Source organism: Streptomyces sp. NPDC090499 (assembly GCF_044769305.1).
Lineage (GTDB): Bacteria > Actinomycetota > Actinomycetes > Streptomycetales > Streptomycetaceae > Streptomyces.
Window position 1 is genome coordinate 79,886 of record NZ_JBIVXP010000006.1, and the last position, 15,119, is coordinate 95,004.

Sequence of the window (15,119 nt, forward strand, 5' to 3'; positions counted from 1 at the left end):
TCCTCCCTGAACTCGAGCGTCAGGAACCGCTCCTACTTGAGTGTCAGGAACCGCTGCGCCAACGAGGCCAGCAGCACCGCCAGCAGCGGCAGCGAGAACCAGAAGCCGCCCTGCAGCAACCGCAGCTGACGCACCCCGGGCCGGACCGCGACCCGGACCACCTCGCGTGCCGTCAGCAGCAGGATCAGCGCGACGGCGGCGAGACCGCCGATCACCGACCACGGCGTCCAGGTGACCCGCGGCCCGATCGGCCCCGGATCGGGCTTCGCCACCGCGCCCGCGGGCTGCGTGCGCAGCGCGTACATGGTGACGTCGTCGTTGACCAGGACCTTCGTCAGGTCCTGCCGGTCGTCCAGGTTCCGGATCAGCCGGCTCTCCCAGGTCGCCGAGTAGCCGGCGTCCAGCCGGAGATAGACGACCTGACTGCTGTTGACCATCAGGTACGAGTGCGGGCCCGCGTCCTTCAGCGCCTTGACCAGGCTCGACACCAGCACCGGGTCGGTCGGGGCGAGCGTCGGCAGGTAGTCGACCCGCTCCATGTCCTTCGCGCCCCAGGGGATCGCCGGGGTCACGTCGTTGACGGTGTCGTTGCTCAGCCACAGCAGCCGTACCGTCGGCCTGTCGTGGGCGTAGACGTAGTCCATGGCGGCGACCTCGCCGGGCCTGACCCGCTCGAAGGACTCGTTGCCCCAACGGGCCACCAGGAAACCGCCCATGAGCAGCAGCCCGGCCATGAGCGCGGCCACCGGCGCCAGGCTGATCCGGTCCTTCTCGCGCTCCTTCGCGGTGGCCCCGGTGCGCGGGAACAGGGCGAGCCCGGCCAGCAGGGCCGCGCCCGGCACGGCGAACATGAAGACGCGCAGCGCCATCTCGCCGCCGTACGACTGCATGCCGAAGCCCAGGAACGGGACGAAGGTCAGGACCAGCAGGGAACGCTCGCGGTACTTGTGGAAGCGGCGGCGCCACCAGCCCCAGACGGCGAACGCCATCAGGCTCCCGGCCAGCAGGACCCGGACGTACAGCACCAGCTTGTGGGTCGAACTTCCGCCCTGGATACGGCCGGAGACCGAGGTGGAGACATTGCTGCCGACCCCGCCGACCCCGCCGAACAGCTCGTTGAAGTGCCCCGACCAGTACGGCTCGGCCATGAAACCCAGCCAGACGGCCGCGACCACCCCGAACAGCAGGGGCAGGCCCCGCAGTTCGGACCTGCCGATCAGCACCAGGGCCGCCAGCACGCCCAGCATCACGAACGGGGTGAGCTGGTGTGCCGGTACCGTCGCCGCGTACAGGCCGACCAGCACCATGAGCAGCACGGCCTGCTGGCGGCGGTTGGTCGGCTCGACCTCCGCCTCGCCCGGCCGGAACCTCGCCCAGACGACGTGCGGGGCGCGGAACCAGACGAGCAGGATCGCCACGAACATCAGATAGAGCAGGTACGTGAAGCCCTGCGGGGAGAAGTAGTCCTGACCGACCCAGCCGCACAGCACGAAGAACCAGATGCCGGTCCACTTCGCCCGCCAGCTCGCCCGCAGCGACCGCACGAGCAGGAACATCGGGGCCAGGTACGCGAGCTGGATGAACGTCGGCCACCAGCGGATGACCTCGGTGAAGTCCGTGACCCCGCACGCCCGGCCGATGAACGCGGCCGCCGCGAAGAAGCCCGGCCAGCTCCAGCGGGCGTCCAGGTCCGGTACCGCGGAGCCGGTGCGGTCGATGTAGTCGATGAAACCGAGGTGCTGCCAGGCGGTCGGGAAACGCGGCTCCGTCTCGATCACGGCGGGCAGCGCATGCAGCGACACGACCGTCGCCAGCAGCGTGACCAGGAGCAGCGCCTTGTGCTCCCGGCGCAGCCACAGCAGCGCGGCGAACACCGTGACCAGCAGCGCCGCCCCGACCAGCGTCGGCAGCGGCAGCACCGAGATCAGCCCGAGCCCGCCCATCCGGTCCAGGTCGGCGTCGTCGAGCCGGGCCGCCGGCACCCAGTAGAGCAGCAGGGCGGCGACCAGCAGACAGCCGAGGACGACGCCCGAGCGGGTGGGCGTCAGCCGCTCCCGCAGCGAGCGCACGGACGCGGGCGCAGACCCGGACTCCTCCGGAGCCTCGGCCGGTACGACCGGCACGTCCGGCTCCTCCGGTACGGCAGCCTTCCCGAACGGCGCGTCGACCTCCGCCTCCCTGAGCAGCGAGACCTCGGCGGGCCCCAGCGAGGACTCCGCGTGCGGCTCCCTCTCCTCCACCGGCAGCCCCAGGTTCCGCGGCGGCCGCAGCGCCCGTGTCGGCCGGTCGTCCGGTCGGACAACGGGCGTACCCGTGGGCGGAGTTCCCGGCCCCGGCCGGACGTCCGGGCGCCGCTCCACATGGTCGAAGTCCACATGGATGCCGAGGGCGAGGGTGTCGGTGTCCAGCGCCCACGCCGGGCCCCGCCTGCGCGGTGCGGCGGCCGGGACCTCACGGGCCCCCAGGTCGGCGAGGTCCCCGTCCGGTGCGGTGTCCTCGGGGATCTCCGCCGGGGCGGCCCGGAGCGTCCGCCACAGCCGGGGCGCCGCGATCGTCACGATCACCGCGAGGCTGGAGATCTCGGCCACGCCCGCACCGGTCAGCCCCATCCGGGGCAGCAGGAGCAGGGTCAGCCCCAGCACCAGCAGGCACAGCAGGCCCTGCAGCCAGGCGAGACCGGCGGTACGGCTCTGCGCGCGCAGCACCGCGAAGTACGTCTCCATCACGACCCGGAGCAGCGCGCCGACCGCGAACCAGCGCAGCAGCGGGGTCGCCGCGTCCGCGTAGCCGGGCCCGAACACGCCGAGGATCCAGGGCGCCCCGAAGAACAGCAGCGCGCAGATGGGGATCATGATCCGGGCCATCCGCTTCAGCGCGGCCCGGGTGTTGCCGGCGAGGCGCGCCGGGTCGTGCGAGCCCTCCACGGTCAGCGACGCGCCCATGTTGATGGCGAGCAGGTTGGTGGTGCCGCCGATGGTGGTGGTGATGTAGAAGTACGCGTTGTCCTCGGAGCTGACCTGCGAGGCGATGATGACCGGCACCAGGTAGACCACGGCGAGGGAGAACAGCGAGCCGGTGTAGTCGCCGGCCAGGAACCTGCCGATCTCCTGCAGCGTGGGCGGTTTCGCATGGTCCGCGGTCGCCTCGACGTGCCGGGGCACCAGGCGCCGGAACACCAGCCAGCCCAGCGGTACGAACGAGGTGGCGATCGCGGCGACCCAAGAGACGAAGACACCGGCCACCGGGATCGCCGCCGCGAAGGCGACGAGCAGCGCCAGTTTGACGGCCGAGAACACGGTGTTGCCCACCGGCACCCAGGGCGCGTTGCGCAGCCCGGTCAGCACCCCGTCCTGGAGCGTGAGCAGGTTCCAGGCGATCACCGCCACGACGAACCCGAGTCCGGGCAGCGGCCCGTGCAGGAAGCGGTACGACGGCCCCCAGACGCCCAGCGTCAGCAGGAAGACGCCGGCCGCCAGGGCCACGATCAGCGAACTGCCCGCGTAGGTGCGGAAGATGAGCCGGCCGGTCCGGCGTCCGGCGACCGGGATGAAGCGGGCCAGGGCGCCGGTCAGGGTCACCGCGGTGAGCCCCGCGAGGAGTTTCATGGCGGCGATGGCGGCGGAGCCCTGGCCGACAGCCGACTCGGAGTAGTAGCGGGCCGCGGCCAGCCAGAAGCCGAGGCCCAGGACGGCCGAGATGCCGGTGTTCAGCATCAGCGCGTAGGCGTTCCGGAACAGCGGACTGCCCCCGGACGAGCCGCCCCGTCCGGGCAGGCGAAGGCGGCGCCCCGACTGCTCGGGCGCCGCTGTGTCAGGTGTGTTGGCCTCTGTCGTGGTGGTCGTGTCAGACACGGGAACGGGTGGCCTTCCGGCGGACCTGGCGTGCTCTGCGGAGAACGGCGTACCCCTTGGTGAGGGCACGGTCCCCGGCGAAGTTGCGGGCGATCGAACGGCCTTCGAGCAGCCGTACGAACTCCGCGGCGTCCGTACTGCGGCGCACGGTGACGCGCTGCAGCGCGAACGGACCCTGGCGGCGGCGGGCGAGACCGTTGCCGACGGCGAGCGCCTGGGTGTACCCGGCCGCCCGTACGGCCTGCCGGACCCGGCGGCTGGAGTAGCCGTACGGGTAGGCGAACGAGGCCGGTGCCGCGCCGAGTTCGTCCGTGACGATCTCCCGGCTGCGCACCAGTTCGGTGCGCAGCCGGTCGTCGTCCAGCTGGTCGAGCTGCGGGTGGGTGTGACTGTGCCCGCCGATCTCGCAGCCGGCGCCCGCGAGTTCGCGTACCTGGTCCCAGTCGAGCATGGCGTCGAGGCCGCCTCCGGTGTCGTACGCGCCCCTGATCCAGCCCGTCGAGACGAACAGCGTGGACATGAAGCCGTGCTTGGCGAGCACGGGCAGGGCGTGCCGGTGCACGCCCTCGTAGCCGTCGTCGAAGGTGATGAGGACGGGCCGGTCGGGCAGCGGTGCGCCGGAGCGCCAGCCCGCCGCCAGATCCGCCGTGTCGACGGGCGTCAGGCCCAGGTCGCCGACGAGCGCCATCTGCTCGGCGAACGCCTCCGGTGCCACCGACAGCGCGCGGGTGGCGTCGTTGGGCGCGGTCGCGACCGAGTGGTACATGAGGATGGGAACCGCGGCCTCAGCCATGGGGGCCCTCCTCGATCCGGGCGACGGCGAAGGTCGCGCCGCCCCGCCGGGCCCGCACGCTCCCCACCAGGTAGCCGCCGGCCGCCGTCAGCACGCCGGCGACGATCGCGCCCGCCCGGCCCGCGCCGCCCGGCCGGGCCAGCAGTGCGTCCCGCAGGCCACGAGCGACCCCCGCGGGCAGCACCCGTGTGGTGTACCGGCGTTCGGACTCCAGGCCCTTGCCGGCGCCCACACTGCGGGCGACCAGGGCCTTGGAGAGGCCCTCGGCGTAGGCGCGGGTGCGGAAGTACCCGAAGTGCTCCCGGACTTCGGGCACCCGGTGATGGATGACCGCGCGGTCGTCGATGAGCAGCACGGCGTCCGGGCGGGCCCGGGTGAGCCGGATGCACAGCTCGGTCTCCTCGCAGCCCAGCGGGCGCTTGTCGCCGTCGCGGCCGATGCCGGTGGCGAAGCCGCCCGCCGCGTCGAAGGCGGTGCGTCTGAAAGAAGCGTTTCCGCCGAGGACGTTCCGGACCCTCACGCGGCCCGCCGGCAGCCCCCGGTAGGTGCAGCCGACGACCCAGTCGAACTCCTCCGGGAACCAGTCGGGACGGCGGCCCGACGCCCAGATCGGCAGGGTCCGGCCGCCGACCGCCATCACCTCCGGGTCGGCGTACCCCTCGGCGAAGCGGCGCAGCCAGTCCCGCTCGGCCACGGCGTCGTCGTCGAGGAAGGCGATGACCTCGCCGTAGGAGGCGGCGATGCCCGTGTTGCGGCCGGCGGACAGGCCGCGGGGGCCCGCGTTGCCGAGCACCCGCACGTCAGCAGCCTCTTTGTACTCCTTCGTGAGCCGCTCCAGGAGCGCCGGGTTGTGGTCGACGACCAGCAGGGTCTCCAGCGCCGGATACGACTGCGCGCGCACCGAGGAGACCGCCGCGAGGATGTCCTCCCAGCGGTCCTCGGTGTACACGCAGATCACGACGGAGATGTCGGGATCGGTCAAGACGACTCTCCCTGGCCCGTGGTGAGCATCGGGGAGTGCCGCACCTGCCGGCGCAGGTCACGCCGGTTGGAGCGCTCCTTCAGGATCACCTTGAGCACCCGCAGCCCGTCGCGTACGGCCCGCAGGTTGCTGGTGCCGTGGATGCGGAGGTACTCGTAGCTCGGGATCTCCTGCACCTTCAGGCCGGCCTTGACCACCCGGATGTTGATCAGGGTCTCGATCTCGAAGCCGGTGCAGTCGAGGTCGATCTTGTCGAGGCAGTGCCGCCAGAACGCGTTGTACCCGTAGCAGAGGTCGGTGTAGCGGGCGCCGAACTTGCGGTTGACGACCGTGCACAGCGCCCAGTTGCCGAGCTTGCGGATGAAGGTCATGTCGTCCGTGCCGCCGCCGTTGGCGAAACGCGAGCCCTTGGCGAAGTCGGCGCCCGAGACCAGGGCGGAGACGTACGACACGATCTCGTGGCCGTCGGCCGAGCCGTCCGCGTCCACCATGACGATGATGTCGCCGGTGCACGCCTCGAACCCGGTGATGAGGGCATCTCCCTTGCCCTTGCCACTCTGTTCGACGACTTTCACGTCGGGCCACAACTCCCGCGCCACTTCCACGGTGTTGTCGGTGGAATTACCGTCCACCAGGACCACTTCGTGTATCCAGGCGGGAAGCGTCTTGAAGACGTAGGGGAGATTCTCCGCCTCATTCATGGCGGGAATCACCACACTCACCGGCGGTGTGATCGCCAGGTGGGAGGAGATCGGCCGGTATTCGGTGGCCATGAACGGATCTTGGCCCGAAGTCGGCTGACGCAGAACAGAACTCACGAGTCTTGTCCCTCTCGTCCGGTGGACCGCCCGCCCCTTGGGCGGCCCGCTTTGGTGTCCGGTTCGAAAGGGGGGTTCTTCTCACCCCTGACACGGAAAAAGGATCTCCGTATCTTCAGATGAGCTGGTAAAGCTGCCCGGTCTGCCGACGAACGGCAGCCGGTCGCGCGGCACGACTCGGAAACGACAGTGGTCACACGAGAAACGAAAGTGGTCATTGCGGTCACCGAGCACGGCACCCCCCTACCGCGCCCCGCTCCGGAACGTCGCGGTCCTTGAGCCCTCCCCTAGAGCCGCTTGATGACGATCCGATGCGGGTGAGATGTATGACGGTATTGACGATTGGGCCAGTATGGCAAGTCCGGGAACTGGTCCTCACGTTTTTATTGGTTTGGCCGTTACGAAACTTTGGCCGACCTTGTTCTTCAGGGTTCTTCAGCTCGAACGGATTTTCCCGGTTCGCCGGGACATCCGTTTGAGAATGCGTTCCACCGGTCGCAGGAGTACCAGCAGAACGCTGATCGCGGCCACGGCGACGATTCCGCCGCGCCACGACCAGTGGTGAGTGGCGAGCATGCCCTGGGCGACCAGCATGTCCAGGGCGACGGCACCCGCCAGTGCGGTGAGTACGCGGGCCGGTGGATCGAGTCCGCGCAGTGCCGCACCGATCGCCGCGGCCGGCGCGGCGAGCAGGAAGAACAGCGCCAAGGGCCCGCGCAACGACGAGCCCCAGTCGGTGAACGCCAGTAGCGCACCCGTCCCGGCGACGGCCGTCGCGGCCCCCGTGAGCAGGGGTCCCAGGTCCCTCCCCGGTCCTGGCCGTGCCCGTTCGTCCGCTGTTGATGATGTCTTGAGACCTATGGTCTGCATGACCGACTTTGCCCCCCAAGGCGTCGGATGCCGGGCTTCAATGTCGCGCAGCCGAACGCGAGGCGTCAAGCGGGTCTCCGGACATGACCGTTCCCCGGAGACACCTGATGTCTCCGGGGAACAAGTCGCTCGATTTCGGCATGTTCCGATGATCGGTTCCGACACGGGCTGCTGGTGGGTGCGTGGGGTACGGTCCCGTCATGGAGTTGTCATGGCCAGGCAATCAAACATGCCGGGAACGCACAGGATCGCTCCGGTTGGGGCTGGTTGAGGTCCTGAATAGATTTGGCATGGACACTTCCCGTCAACACGCGTAGTTGCTACGACAGTTATGGCAGAGATCCTGCTAAAGGGAGGTTCCATGAGACGTTCCCGAATTACGGCATACGTGACTTCACTCCTCCTCGCCACCGGCCTCGCCCTCACCGGGGCGGCCGCGACGCAGGCGCAGGCCGCGACCGGGGGCTACGTGGCGCTCGGCGACTCGTACGCGTCCGGTGTCGGCGCCGGCAGCTACATCAGCTCGAGCGGCAGCTGCGACCGCAGCACCAACGCCTACCCCTACCTGTGGAACGCCGCCCACAGCCCGTCCTCGTTCTCGTTCCTCGCCTGTTCGGGCGCGACCACCGACGACGTGCTCTCCGGCCAGCTCGGCACGCTCAGCTCCTCCACCGCCTTGGTCTCCGTCACCATCGGCGGCAACGACGCGGGCTTCGCCGACGTCATGACGACGTGTGTGCTCAGCTCCGACAGCACCTGCCTGTCCCGCATCAGCACCGCCGAGGCGTACGTCGACTCCACCCTCCCCGGCAAGCTCGACAACGTGTACGACGCGATCAGCGCCAAGGCCCCCAACGCCAAGGTCGTCGTCCTCGGCTACCCCCGCTTCTACCTGCTGGGTACGACCTGCCTCGGCCTCTCCTCGGCCAAGCGCACCGCCATCAACAACGCCGCCGACTACATCGACACCGCGATCGCCAAGCGCGCCGCCGACCACGGCTTCACCTTCGGCGACGTCCGCAGCGCGTTCTCCAGCCACGAGATCTGCTCCAGCAACTCCTGGCTGCACAGCGTCAACTGGCTGGACATCACCGAGTCGTACCACCCCACCGCGTCCGGCCAGTCCGGCGGCTACCTGCCGGTACTGACCAGCAACGCGTCCTGAGTCTCAGCCCTGAGTCCCGAGTCCCGAGTCCCGAGTTCTGAGTCCCGAGTTCTGAGTCCTGAGTTCTGAGTCCTGAGTTCTAATACGAATCAGAGGGCGAAGGCGAAGCGGAGGCCCCGTCGGTCGGGGTCTCCGTCGTTTTGGTGCAGGTGACCGAGAACGGCACCGAGTTGGACGTGGTCTCCACCGGGCTGCGCACCTCGACGGCGATCGCGTCACTCAGCGTCCCGCTGTCGGACCAGGTCGTCACGGTCACCTGCGTCTGCCGCGTCCTCCCGCCGCCGTCCGGGAACGACAGCGTCTTCCAGCCCTGGTCGTCGAGCTTCCCGTTCTTCAGCACCCACCGGTACTGCACGTTTTCGGGCACGCTCCCCACCGTGAACGTCGCCGTGAACGTGGGCGCCTGCGCCGTCGACGGCGGACAGGCCCCCGCATAGTCCGTGCGGGCCCCGGCCACAGTGACCTTCACACTCTGCTCCGGCGCGCTGCTGCTCGCCGACGCCGAAGGGGACTTCGACGCGGCGCTGCTGCTCCGGCTCGGCGCCGGGGAGCTGAGGTTGCTCGCCGACTGACTCGCCCCGGCGTTGTTGCCGTCGTCGTCGCCGTTGCCGCCGGTGAGGAGGGCGTACGTCAGTCCGCCGAGCGCGAGGACGACCAGCACCAGGCCGATGACCAGCACGGTACCGGCCCTGCGGTCGCCGTCGCGGTCGGCGGCGGGCGGCCGGGTGTCCGCCGGGGTGGGCATCGGGGGCGTGGGAGAGAAGGTGCTCTGCCGGGCGACGAGGGTCGGGGCCTCGTAGGGCGCCGGGACCGGGACGGTGGTGGCCGTGTGCGGCGTGCCCCCCGCCGCGACCAGCCGCAGGTCCCGCTCGGCCGCCTCGGCGGAGATCCGCGCGGCCGGGTCCTTGCGGAGCAGCCCCTCGATGACGGGGGTGAGCGGCCCGGTACGGCGGCGGCAACTCCTCGTCGACCACGGCCCGCAGGGTGCTCAGCGGGGTGTCCTGCCGGAACGGCGAGGCACCCTCGACCGCCGCGTACAGCAGGACGCCCAGCGACCACAGGTCGGACTCGGGGCCGAACGCCCGCCCGAGCGCCCGCTCCGGGGCGAGGAACTCCGGTGAGCCGATCACCTCGCCGGTCATGGTCAGCGCCGAGCTGCCCTCCACGGTGGCGATCCCGAAGTCGGTGAGCACCACCCGGCCGTCGTTCGACAGCAGCACGTTGCCTGGCTTGACGTCCCGGTGCAGCACCCCCGCGGCGTGCGCGGCCCGCAGCGCGGACAGCACCTCGGCGCCGACGCCGGCCGCCCGCTGCGGGGACATCGGCCCCTCCGCCTCCAGCACGTCGGCGAGTGACACGCCCGGGATCAGCTCCATGACGATCCAGGGCCGTCCGCCCTCCATCGCCACGTCGTACACCGTCACCACGTTGCGGTTCGCGACCCGGGCCGCGGCCCAGGCCTCGCGCTCCAGCCGGGCGTACATCCGCTCGACGTCCGAGCCGGGCAGCCCGGCGGGCGCCCGTACCTCCTTGACGGCGACGTCACGGCCCAGCACCTCGTCACGGGCCCGCCACACGGTGCCCATGCCGCCCTCGCCCAGCGGGGACAGCAGTCGGTAGCGGCCCGCGATCACTCGCTCACGACCCGGCTCTTCGGTCACGGGTGCCCCCCACGGCAGCTCGCGCGAACTCATCACAAACGTAACTCACAGCAGTGCGGATGCGGCCCCCTTGAGCACCAGTCCGGCGCCCAGGGCCACGACCACGAGTGCCGAGACGAGCGGAATGGTCCTGCGGACCAGGGCCGCCGTCGGGTGGGTGGTCCAGCGAGGGCGTTTGTCCATCATCCGAGTCATTCCCGTACCCAGCCTGACGACCGCGAACCCGGCGGCGGTCAGCGTCAGCGCGAGACCGATGCCGTAGGCGACCACGAGAAGCAGTCCGAACCAGGCCTGGCCGAGGGCGGCGGCGCCGACCAGCACGACCACGGCGGAGGGGCTGGGGACGAGGCCGCCGGCGAAGCCGAGGAGGATGGTGCCGCGGAGGGTGGGGGCCGTGGGGTGGGTGTGGGTGAACCCGCCGTGACTGTGCGGCTCGTTGGTGTGGCCGTGATCGGGGGCTGTGCCCCCGGACCCCCCTTCGGCCTGAACGGCCTCGTCCTCAGTCGCCGGACGGGCTGAAGTGTGTGGCTGAGCGCCGTGGTCGTGGTCATGAGCGTGGTCGTGGTCATGAGAGTGGCCATGGGGGTGGTCGTGCCCGTGGTCGTGCGTGTGGGCACGGGCGTGCGCGTGGGTTCCGACCAGGGCCAGTTCCCGCTTCTCGGCCGCCTCGTGGTCGTGCTCGTGGCCGTGATCGTGATGGTGGTGGTTGTGGGCGTGTGCCTGCTCGTGGGCCCTGTTCCGCCAGGCCCTGCGGGTCAGGTTCGTGCCGGCCGCCAGGACCATGAGGCCGCTCGCGATGCCCAGCCAGGCGATCACCGACGGGGTGGCCGCCGAGCCCGCCGTCACCAGGACGCCCAGGGCGACCACGCCCAGGGTGTGGGTGACCGTGACCGACGCGGCCAGCGGGAGGACGTCGCGGAGCCGGGCGCGGCCGCCGCGGGCCGCTGCGGTCGCCGCCATCAGGGTCTTGCCGTGGCCCGGTGCGAGGGCGTGCATCGCGCCGAGCGCGATCGAGATGAAGAGCGCGAGCACCGCGAAGCCGACGGTGAGGTGGTTGCGGGCGACCAGGTCGGTCAGGGCCTGGGTCCAGCGGTCGATGCCCCGGGGGAGGATCTCCGCGCCCGGGGTGTCCTGCCGCTCCTGGCCGAGGGCCGGGCCGCCGGGCCGCACGTGGACGGCGGCGGTGGTGATGTCCGCCGGCGAGGAGAGCAGGTCCTTGGGGTAGCTGGTGAGTTCGTGGGAGACGGACGTCTTCGGCACGTCCGACTTCGTCAGCGTCATCCGGTCGCCGCGCGCCGTGATCTCCCGCCAGCCGGGCCCGGTGTCGGCGCCCGCGCTGTGGAAGGCGAGGGTGGCGGTGGTGCCCTTGGGCAGGGGCGCGGTGAAGCGGCACTCCACGCGCAGGGTGTTCAGGCCCGCCTGGCCGGGGCGGAGTTCGGCGTGGCTGGTCCGTACCGTCAGTGCGGTGGTACGGCCGTCGACGGTGAGCCTGCTGCCGTCGGCCGCGGTCGTGCAGCGCTGCTCGGCCCACCTGGCCGTGCCGAGCCGCTTCAGGTCGGGCTTGGCCTGGGTCGCCGGGATCTCGGCGAGGTCCTCGACGTGGTCGACGCGGAGCTGCCCGGGGGCGGCGACGAGGCCGTCGTACTTGTTGACGGTGAAGTTGCCGAGCGGGTGCGCGCTCGCGCCCGTGGCGGACAGCAGCGTCGCGGCGCAGGCCACGGTGAAGACGGCGGCGATCCGGCGCAGGTTCACTTCGAGTCCTCCAGCGCCTTGCGGGCCGCACGGGCGCCCAGCGGGGAGAAGGCCGGGTTGAGCTTGAGGGCCTTGGTGAGCGCGGCCCGGCCGGCCGCCTTCTCGCCGTCGGCCAGCTCGATCATGCCGAGGTGGTAGGTGAACGAGGCGTTGTGGTAGCCGGTGGCGGTGGCCTGCCGGGCGTACGGCAGCGCCTGCTTCTTCTCGCCGTTGACGTACAGGGCCCAGGCCAGCGCGTCCGCCGTGTGCACGGTGTGGCGGCGGGCCCACTCGGCGCGGGCGGCCTTCAGCGCCTCGGCCTTGTTGCCGTGGTCGGCGGCGGCGAGGGCGGTGTCCAGGTCGGCGTTGACGCCGTTGGCGCGGGCGAGCGCGATCCAGGCCTCGACGAGCGCGTACTGGTCCTCGGCCTTCGCCTTGTCGCCCTCGGCGTTGCGGTCCTCGTACAACTCGCCCAGTTCGACGAGCTGCTGGGGAAGCGGATAGCGGGAGACGACCAGTTCCATGCCCTTGATCGCGTCGGCCCGGTCGCCGAGCGCCGCCTGGACACGCGCCCGGCCCTCCAGCGCCGGAATGTAGGTGTCGTCGGAGGCCAGGGCGCGGGCGTAGTAGTCCTGCGCGGTCTCGTAGTCGCCCTGGTTCCAGGCGAGCAGACCGAGCTGGGCGGCCACGTAGGAGATGTCGCCCTTCGAGGTGGCCGTGGACAGGGCCTGCTCCAGCACCTGCCGGGCGCCCTGCACGTCACCGCGCAGCTCCCGGACGTACGCGAACCGGGTGAACACCGGTACGCCCGGCTTGCGTTGGTCGGCGAGGTCGGCCGCCTTGCGCGCCTCGTCGTAGCGGCCCAGTTCGACCAGGGCGTCGATGCGGGAGGACAGGGCGTTCGCGCTGTACGGGTTCTGCTTCAGGGCCTGGTCCGCGTAGCCGAGCGCCGGGGCGAACTGGTGCCGGGCGGCGGCCAGCGCGGCCTCGCCGGCGAGCGCCTGGTCGTTGTCCGGGGTGATCCGGAGCGCACGCTTGAGGGACTTCTCGGCCTGCGGGTAGCGGGACGGGTCGCCCTTGGTGCGGGCCTGCTCGACGTAGGCGAGGCCCAGGGTGGCCCAGCTGTCGGAGTCCTTCGGCTGGGTGCGCAGATGCGCCTGGAGGGAGGCGATGGTCGTGTCGAGATCCCCGCTCGCGAGCATCCCCGGGTCCACCGCGCTCGACGTGGCGACCGGCGCCGTACCGCCGTCACCGGTGGACCCGAAGGCGATGGCCCCGCCGGTCAGCGCGATGGCCATCAGCACGGCGGAGCCCGCGAGCTGGGCCCGGCGCCAGTTCCGCCCCGCGGCGGCGAACCGGCGCAGGGCGGTGACGCGCTCGTCGTCCTTCGTCTCGGCGGGCTGCTTGTCGTTCGTACCCGGGGCCATGCCCTCTCCTAGTAACTGTTCGCGCGGGGCGGCGCGGCCCGCGCCGTGGGGGATTGAGTGGGTGCGGGCCGCGCCAGTAGATGGGGGCGCCTCAAGCGCCCTGTAGGGGTGCTGGGGGCACCCCCGGCCGAAGGCTGGGGGAGGAACTGCGCGACCGGCCACCGCCGATCCGCAGTCACCCGACCGCCCTTGCCGGAACGGCGACTAGTACGGTCGCCGCATCCGCCGCCGCCACCAGCCGAAGCCGGTGCCGATCAGCAGCACGCCCGCCGCGCCCGCGGCCGCCGACCCCGCGATCAGCGTCATGTTGTTGTCACTGGAACCGGTCAGCGCGTCGCCCAGCGCACTCTTCGTGCTGCTGCCGGCCGCCGCCTTGGCGATCTTGCCGCGCGAACCGGCCGTCGGCTCGGCCACGTACGGGAAGTACTTCTCGAAGCTCTTGTCGTTCTTGTCGACGGCGTCGCCCAGGTCGTTCTTGGAACCGACCAACTCGCCCTCCACGACCTGGAGTGCCTCGTCGATCACGTCGTCGGTGAGCCGGCGCCCGTTCGGGAAGCCCTGGTTGTCACCGTCCAGCACACCGAGCCGCTTGGGCTTGGCGGTGGGCTTGATGGACGTGTTCAGGCGGAGCATCTCCGACGGCGTCGCCTGCGGCTGCAGCGTGTTGAGGCCCTTGACGCCCGTGAGGAACACGCTGACGAGGTCGTTGCGGGGCTCGGACGGCGCCTTGATGTTGTAGATCGCCTGGATCAGCTTCGGCAGTTCCGGGTTGGTGACGTTCTTCAGGAACTGCGCGTCGTCCTTGGGCTCGGACGCGTTGAACTTGTCCTTGTCCTTCTGCGGGTTGACGACCTCGTTGACCAGCGGGTTGCCGAGGCGCGAGACCTGCGAGTAGTAGCCCTGCGCGTTCTTGCGCTGGGTCGTCGCGTAGATGCCGACGGTCGGGCGCGAAGCCGACTGCCGGATCAGGGAGTTCGGCACCTGAAGGGCGATCGTGTTGACGTTGTAGCCCTTGAGGGTGTCGTTGCCGACCTCGCTCAGGTTGCCGCCGTACAGCAGGTCGAAGACGCGCAGGTCGGCGAAGAACGGGTCGTCCGCCTGGCCGGCGAAGGTCGCGCCGCCGCCCACCGTCTTGTAGATGGCCTGGGAGCGCAGCTTCGCGTAGTCCGGCATCGACGCCTTGCCGACGTCCGACGGAGCCGCCGGGATGTCGCTGGCGAGCCTCGTCGTGTGCTGCTGCTTGCCGTTCTTCAGCTTGATCAGGTCGAGGTTGTACGACTGCGTGACGTTCAGGTCGGGGTCGGTCAGGTTGTCGACCACACCCGTGTTGTAGAGGAACGTCTTCTTGTTCTTGATCTGGGTGCGGAAGGTGTAGCGGAAGATCAGGTCGTCCTTCGCGTCACCGTTGTTGTCGACGTGGATGTCGTACTGGGCGTCGTCGGCGAACTGGTAGAAGTTCGGGCCGCCGGCCGGTTCCTCGAAGGGGATGTAGTCCGACACGATCGTGGTGGTGTCGGGCTTGTCCGGGCTGACGAACGCGTACAGGTCGGTGTTGTCGTACTGCGGAGTGCCCGAGATGAGCGGGGCCTCCCGGTGGGAGGAGGCGGAGGCCGCCCCCGGTTCCAGCGCGGCGACGCTGGCGGCTGTGATCCCGCCGGTTGCCAGTGCCCCACAGATGAGCGTGACGAGGCCCTTGCGCCCCGCGCCGCCCCTGGAGTTTAGAGGTGTCATGCCGTCCGTCCCTCGGTCCCAACTTGCTTGACGGACGGGTATACGGAGCCGGAGGGCCGTTTGGATTGGTCGGAAGAAAAAAATCTTTTC

The 15,119-nt window shown here is 70.6% G+C and carries 9 protein-coding genes and 1 pseudogene; 1 reads left to right on the forward strand and 9 read right to left on the reverse strand.

Translation table 11 applies throughout. The features are described from left to right. Positions 1 to 32 precede the first annotated feature (32 nt). The 5 genes from ACIQVL_RS23145 to ACIQVL_RS23165 form a co-directional block, all read right to left on the reverse strand. Complete coding sequence (locus ACIQVL_RS23145; protein ID WP_403429196.1) at positions 33 to 3,851, reverse strand: lipopolysaccharide biosynthesis protein; 3,819 nt, start codon at positions 3,849 to 3,851, stop codon at positions 33 to 35. Next, positions 3,844 to 4,644 (reverse strand): polysaccharide deacetylase family protein, encoded by an 801-nt coding sequence (locus ACIQVL_RS23150; protein WP_403429198.1) that lies wholly within the window; start codon positions 4,642 to 4,644, stop codon positions 3,844 to 3,846. The genes ACIQVL_RS23145 and ACIQVL_RS23150 overlap by 8 nt, the downstream gene beginning before the upstream one ends. Further along, positions 4,637 to 5,626 carry a glycosyltransferase family 2 protein gene (locus ACIQVL_RS23155; RefSeq protein WP_403429200.1) on the reverse strand — a complete coding sequence of 330 codons (990 nt, stop codon included), beginning with the start codon at positions 5,624 to 5,626 and terminating at the stop codon, positions 4,637 to 4,639. The genes ACIQVL_RS23150 and ACIQVL_RS23155 overlap by 8 nt, the downstream gene beginning before the upstream one ends. Further along, entirely contained in the window at positions 5,623 to 6,444 is an 822-nt protein-coding gene (locus tag ACIQVL_RS23160) for a glycosyltransferase family 2 protein (protein WP_382728071.1), read from the reverse strand. Before ACIQVL_RS23160 ends, ACIQVL_RS23155 begins: the two co-directional genes overlap by 4 nt. 435 nt (positions 6,445 to 6,879) lie before the next feature. Further along, positions 6,880 to 7,152: a hypothetical protein gene (locus ACIQVL_RS23165; RefSeq protein WP_403476249.1), complete on the reverse strand. Its 273-nt coding sequence runs from the start codon at positions 7,150 to 7,152 to the stop codon at positions 6,880 to 6,882. Positions 7,153 to 7,675: 523 nt separating this feature from the next. Between ACIQVL_RS23165 and ACIQVL_RS23170 the strand changes: the two genes are divergently transcribed. Continuing rightward, entirely contained in the window at positions 7,676 to 8,479 is an 804-nt protein-coding gene (locus ACIQVL_RS23170) for an SGNH/GDSL hydrolase family protein (RefSeq protein WP_403429203.1), read from the forward strand. 79 nt (positions 8,480 to 8,558) lie between these two features. On the opposite strand, the pseudogene ACIQVL_RS23175 reads toward ACIQVL_RS23170, so the two are convergent. The 4 genes and pseudogenes from ACIQVL_RS23175 to ACIQVL_RS23190 all read right to left on the reverse strand — a co-directional run bounded on the left by ACIQVL_RS23175 (position 8,559) and on the right by ACIQVL_RS23190 (position 15,029). Continuing rightward, positions 8,559 to 10,173, reverse strand: a pseudogene (locus tag ACIQVL_RS23175) (serine/threonine-protein kinase). Positions 10,174 to 10,185: 12 nt separating this feature from the next. Continuing rightward, positions 10,186 to 11,892 carry a nickel transporter gene (locus ACIQVL_RS23180; RefSeq protein WP_403429207.1) on the reverse strand — a complete coding sequence of 569 codons (1,707 nt, stop codon included), beginning with the start codon at positions 11,890 to 11,892 and terminating at the stop codon, positions 10,186 to 10,188. After that, positions 11,889 to 13,298 carry a tetratricopeptide repeat protein gene (locus ACIQVL_RS23185; RefSeq protein WP_403476250.1) on the reverse strand — a complete coding sequence of 470 codons (1,410 nt, stop codon included), beginning with the start codon at positions 13,296 to 13,298 and terminating at the stop codon, positions 11,889 to 11,891. The genes ACIQVL_RS23180 and ACIQVL_RS23185 overlap by 4 nt, the downstream gene beginning before the upstream one ends. A 204-nt stretch (positions 13,299 to 13,502) precedes the next feature. Beyond that, the gene (locus ACIQVL_RS23190) at positions 13,503 to 15,029 is read right to left on the reverse strand and encodes a DUF4331 domain-containing protein (RefSeq protein ID WP_403429211.1); all 1,527 of its coding nucleotides are present in this window, start codon (positions 15,027 to 15,029) and stop codon (positions 13,503 to 13,505) included. Positions 15,030 to 15,119: the final 90 nt, after the last annotated feature.

Coding starts and splice junctions, on each gene's coding strand:
- ACIQVL_RS23150 (WP_403429198.1), bottom strand. CDS start 4,644: ATGGCTGAGGCCGCGGTTCCCATCCTCATGTACCACTCGGTCGCGACC.
- ACIQVL_RS23170 (WP_403429203.1), top strand. CDS start 7,676: ATGAGACGTTCCCGAATTACGGCATACGTGACTTCACTCCTCCTCGCC.
- ACIQVL_RS23185 (WP_403476250.1), bottom strand. CDS start 13,298: ATGGCCCCGGGTACGAACGACAAGCAGCCCGCCGAGACGAAGGACGAC.
- ACIQVL_RS23190 (WP_403429211.1), bottom strand. CDS start 15,029: ATGACACCTCTAAACTCCAGGGGCGGCGCGGGGCGCAAGGGCCTCGTC.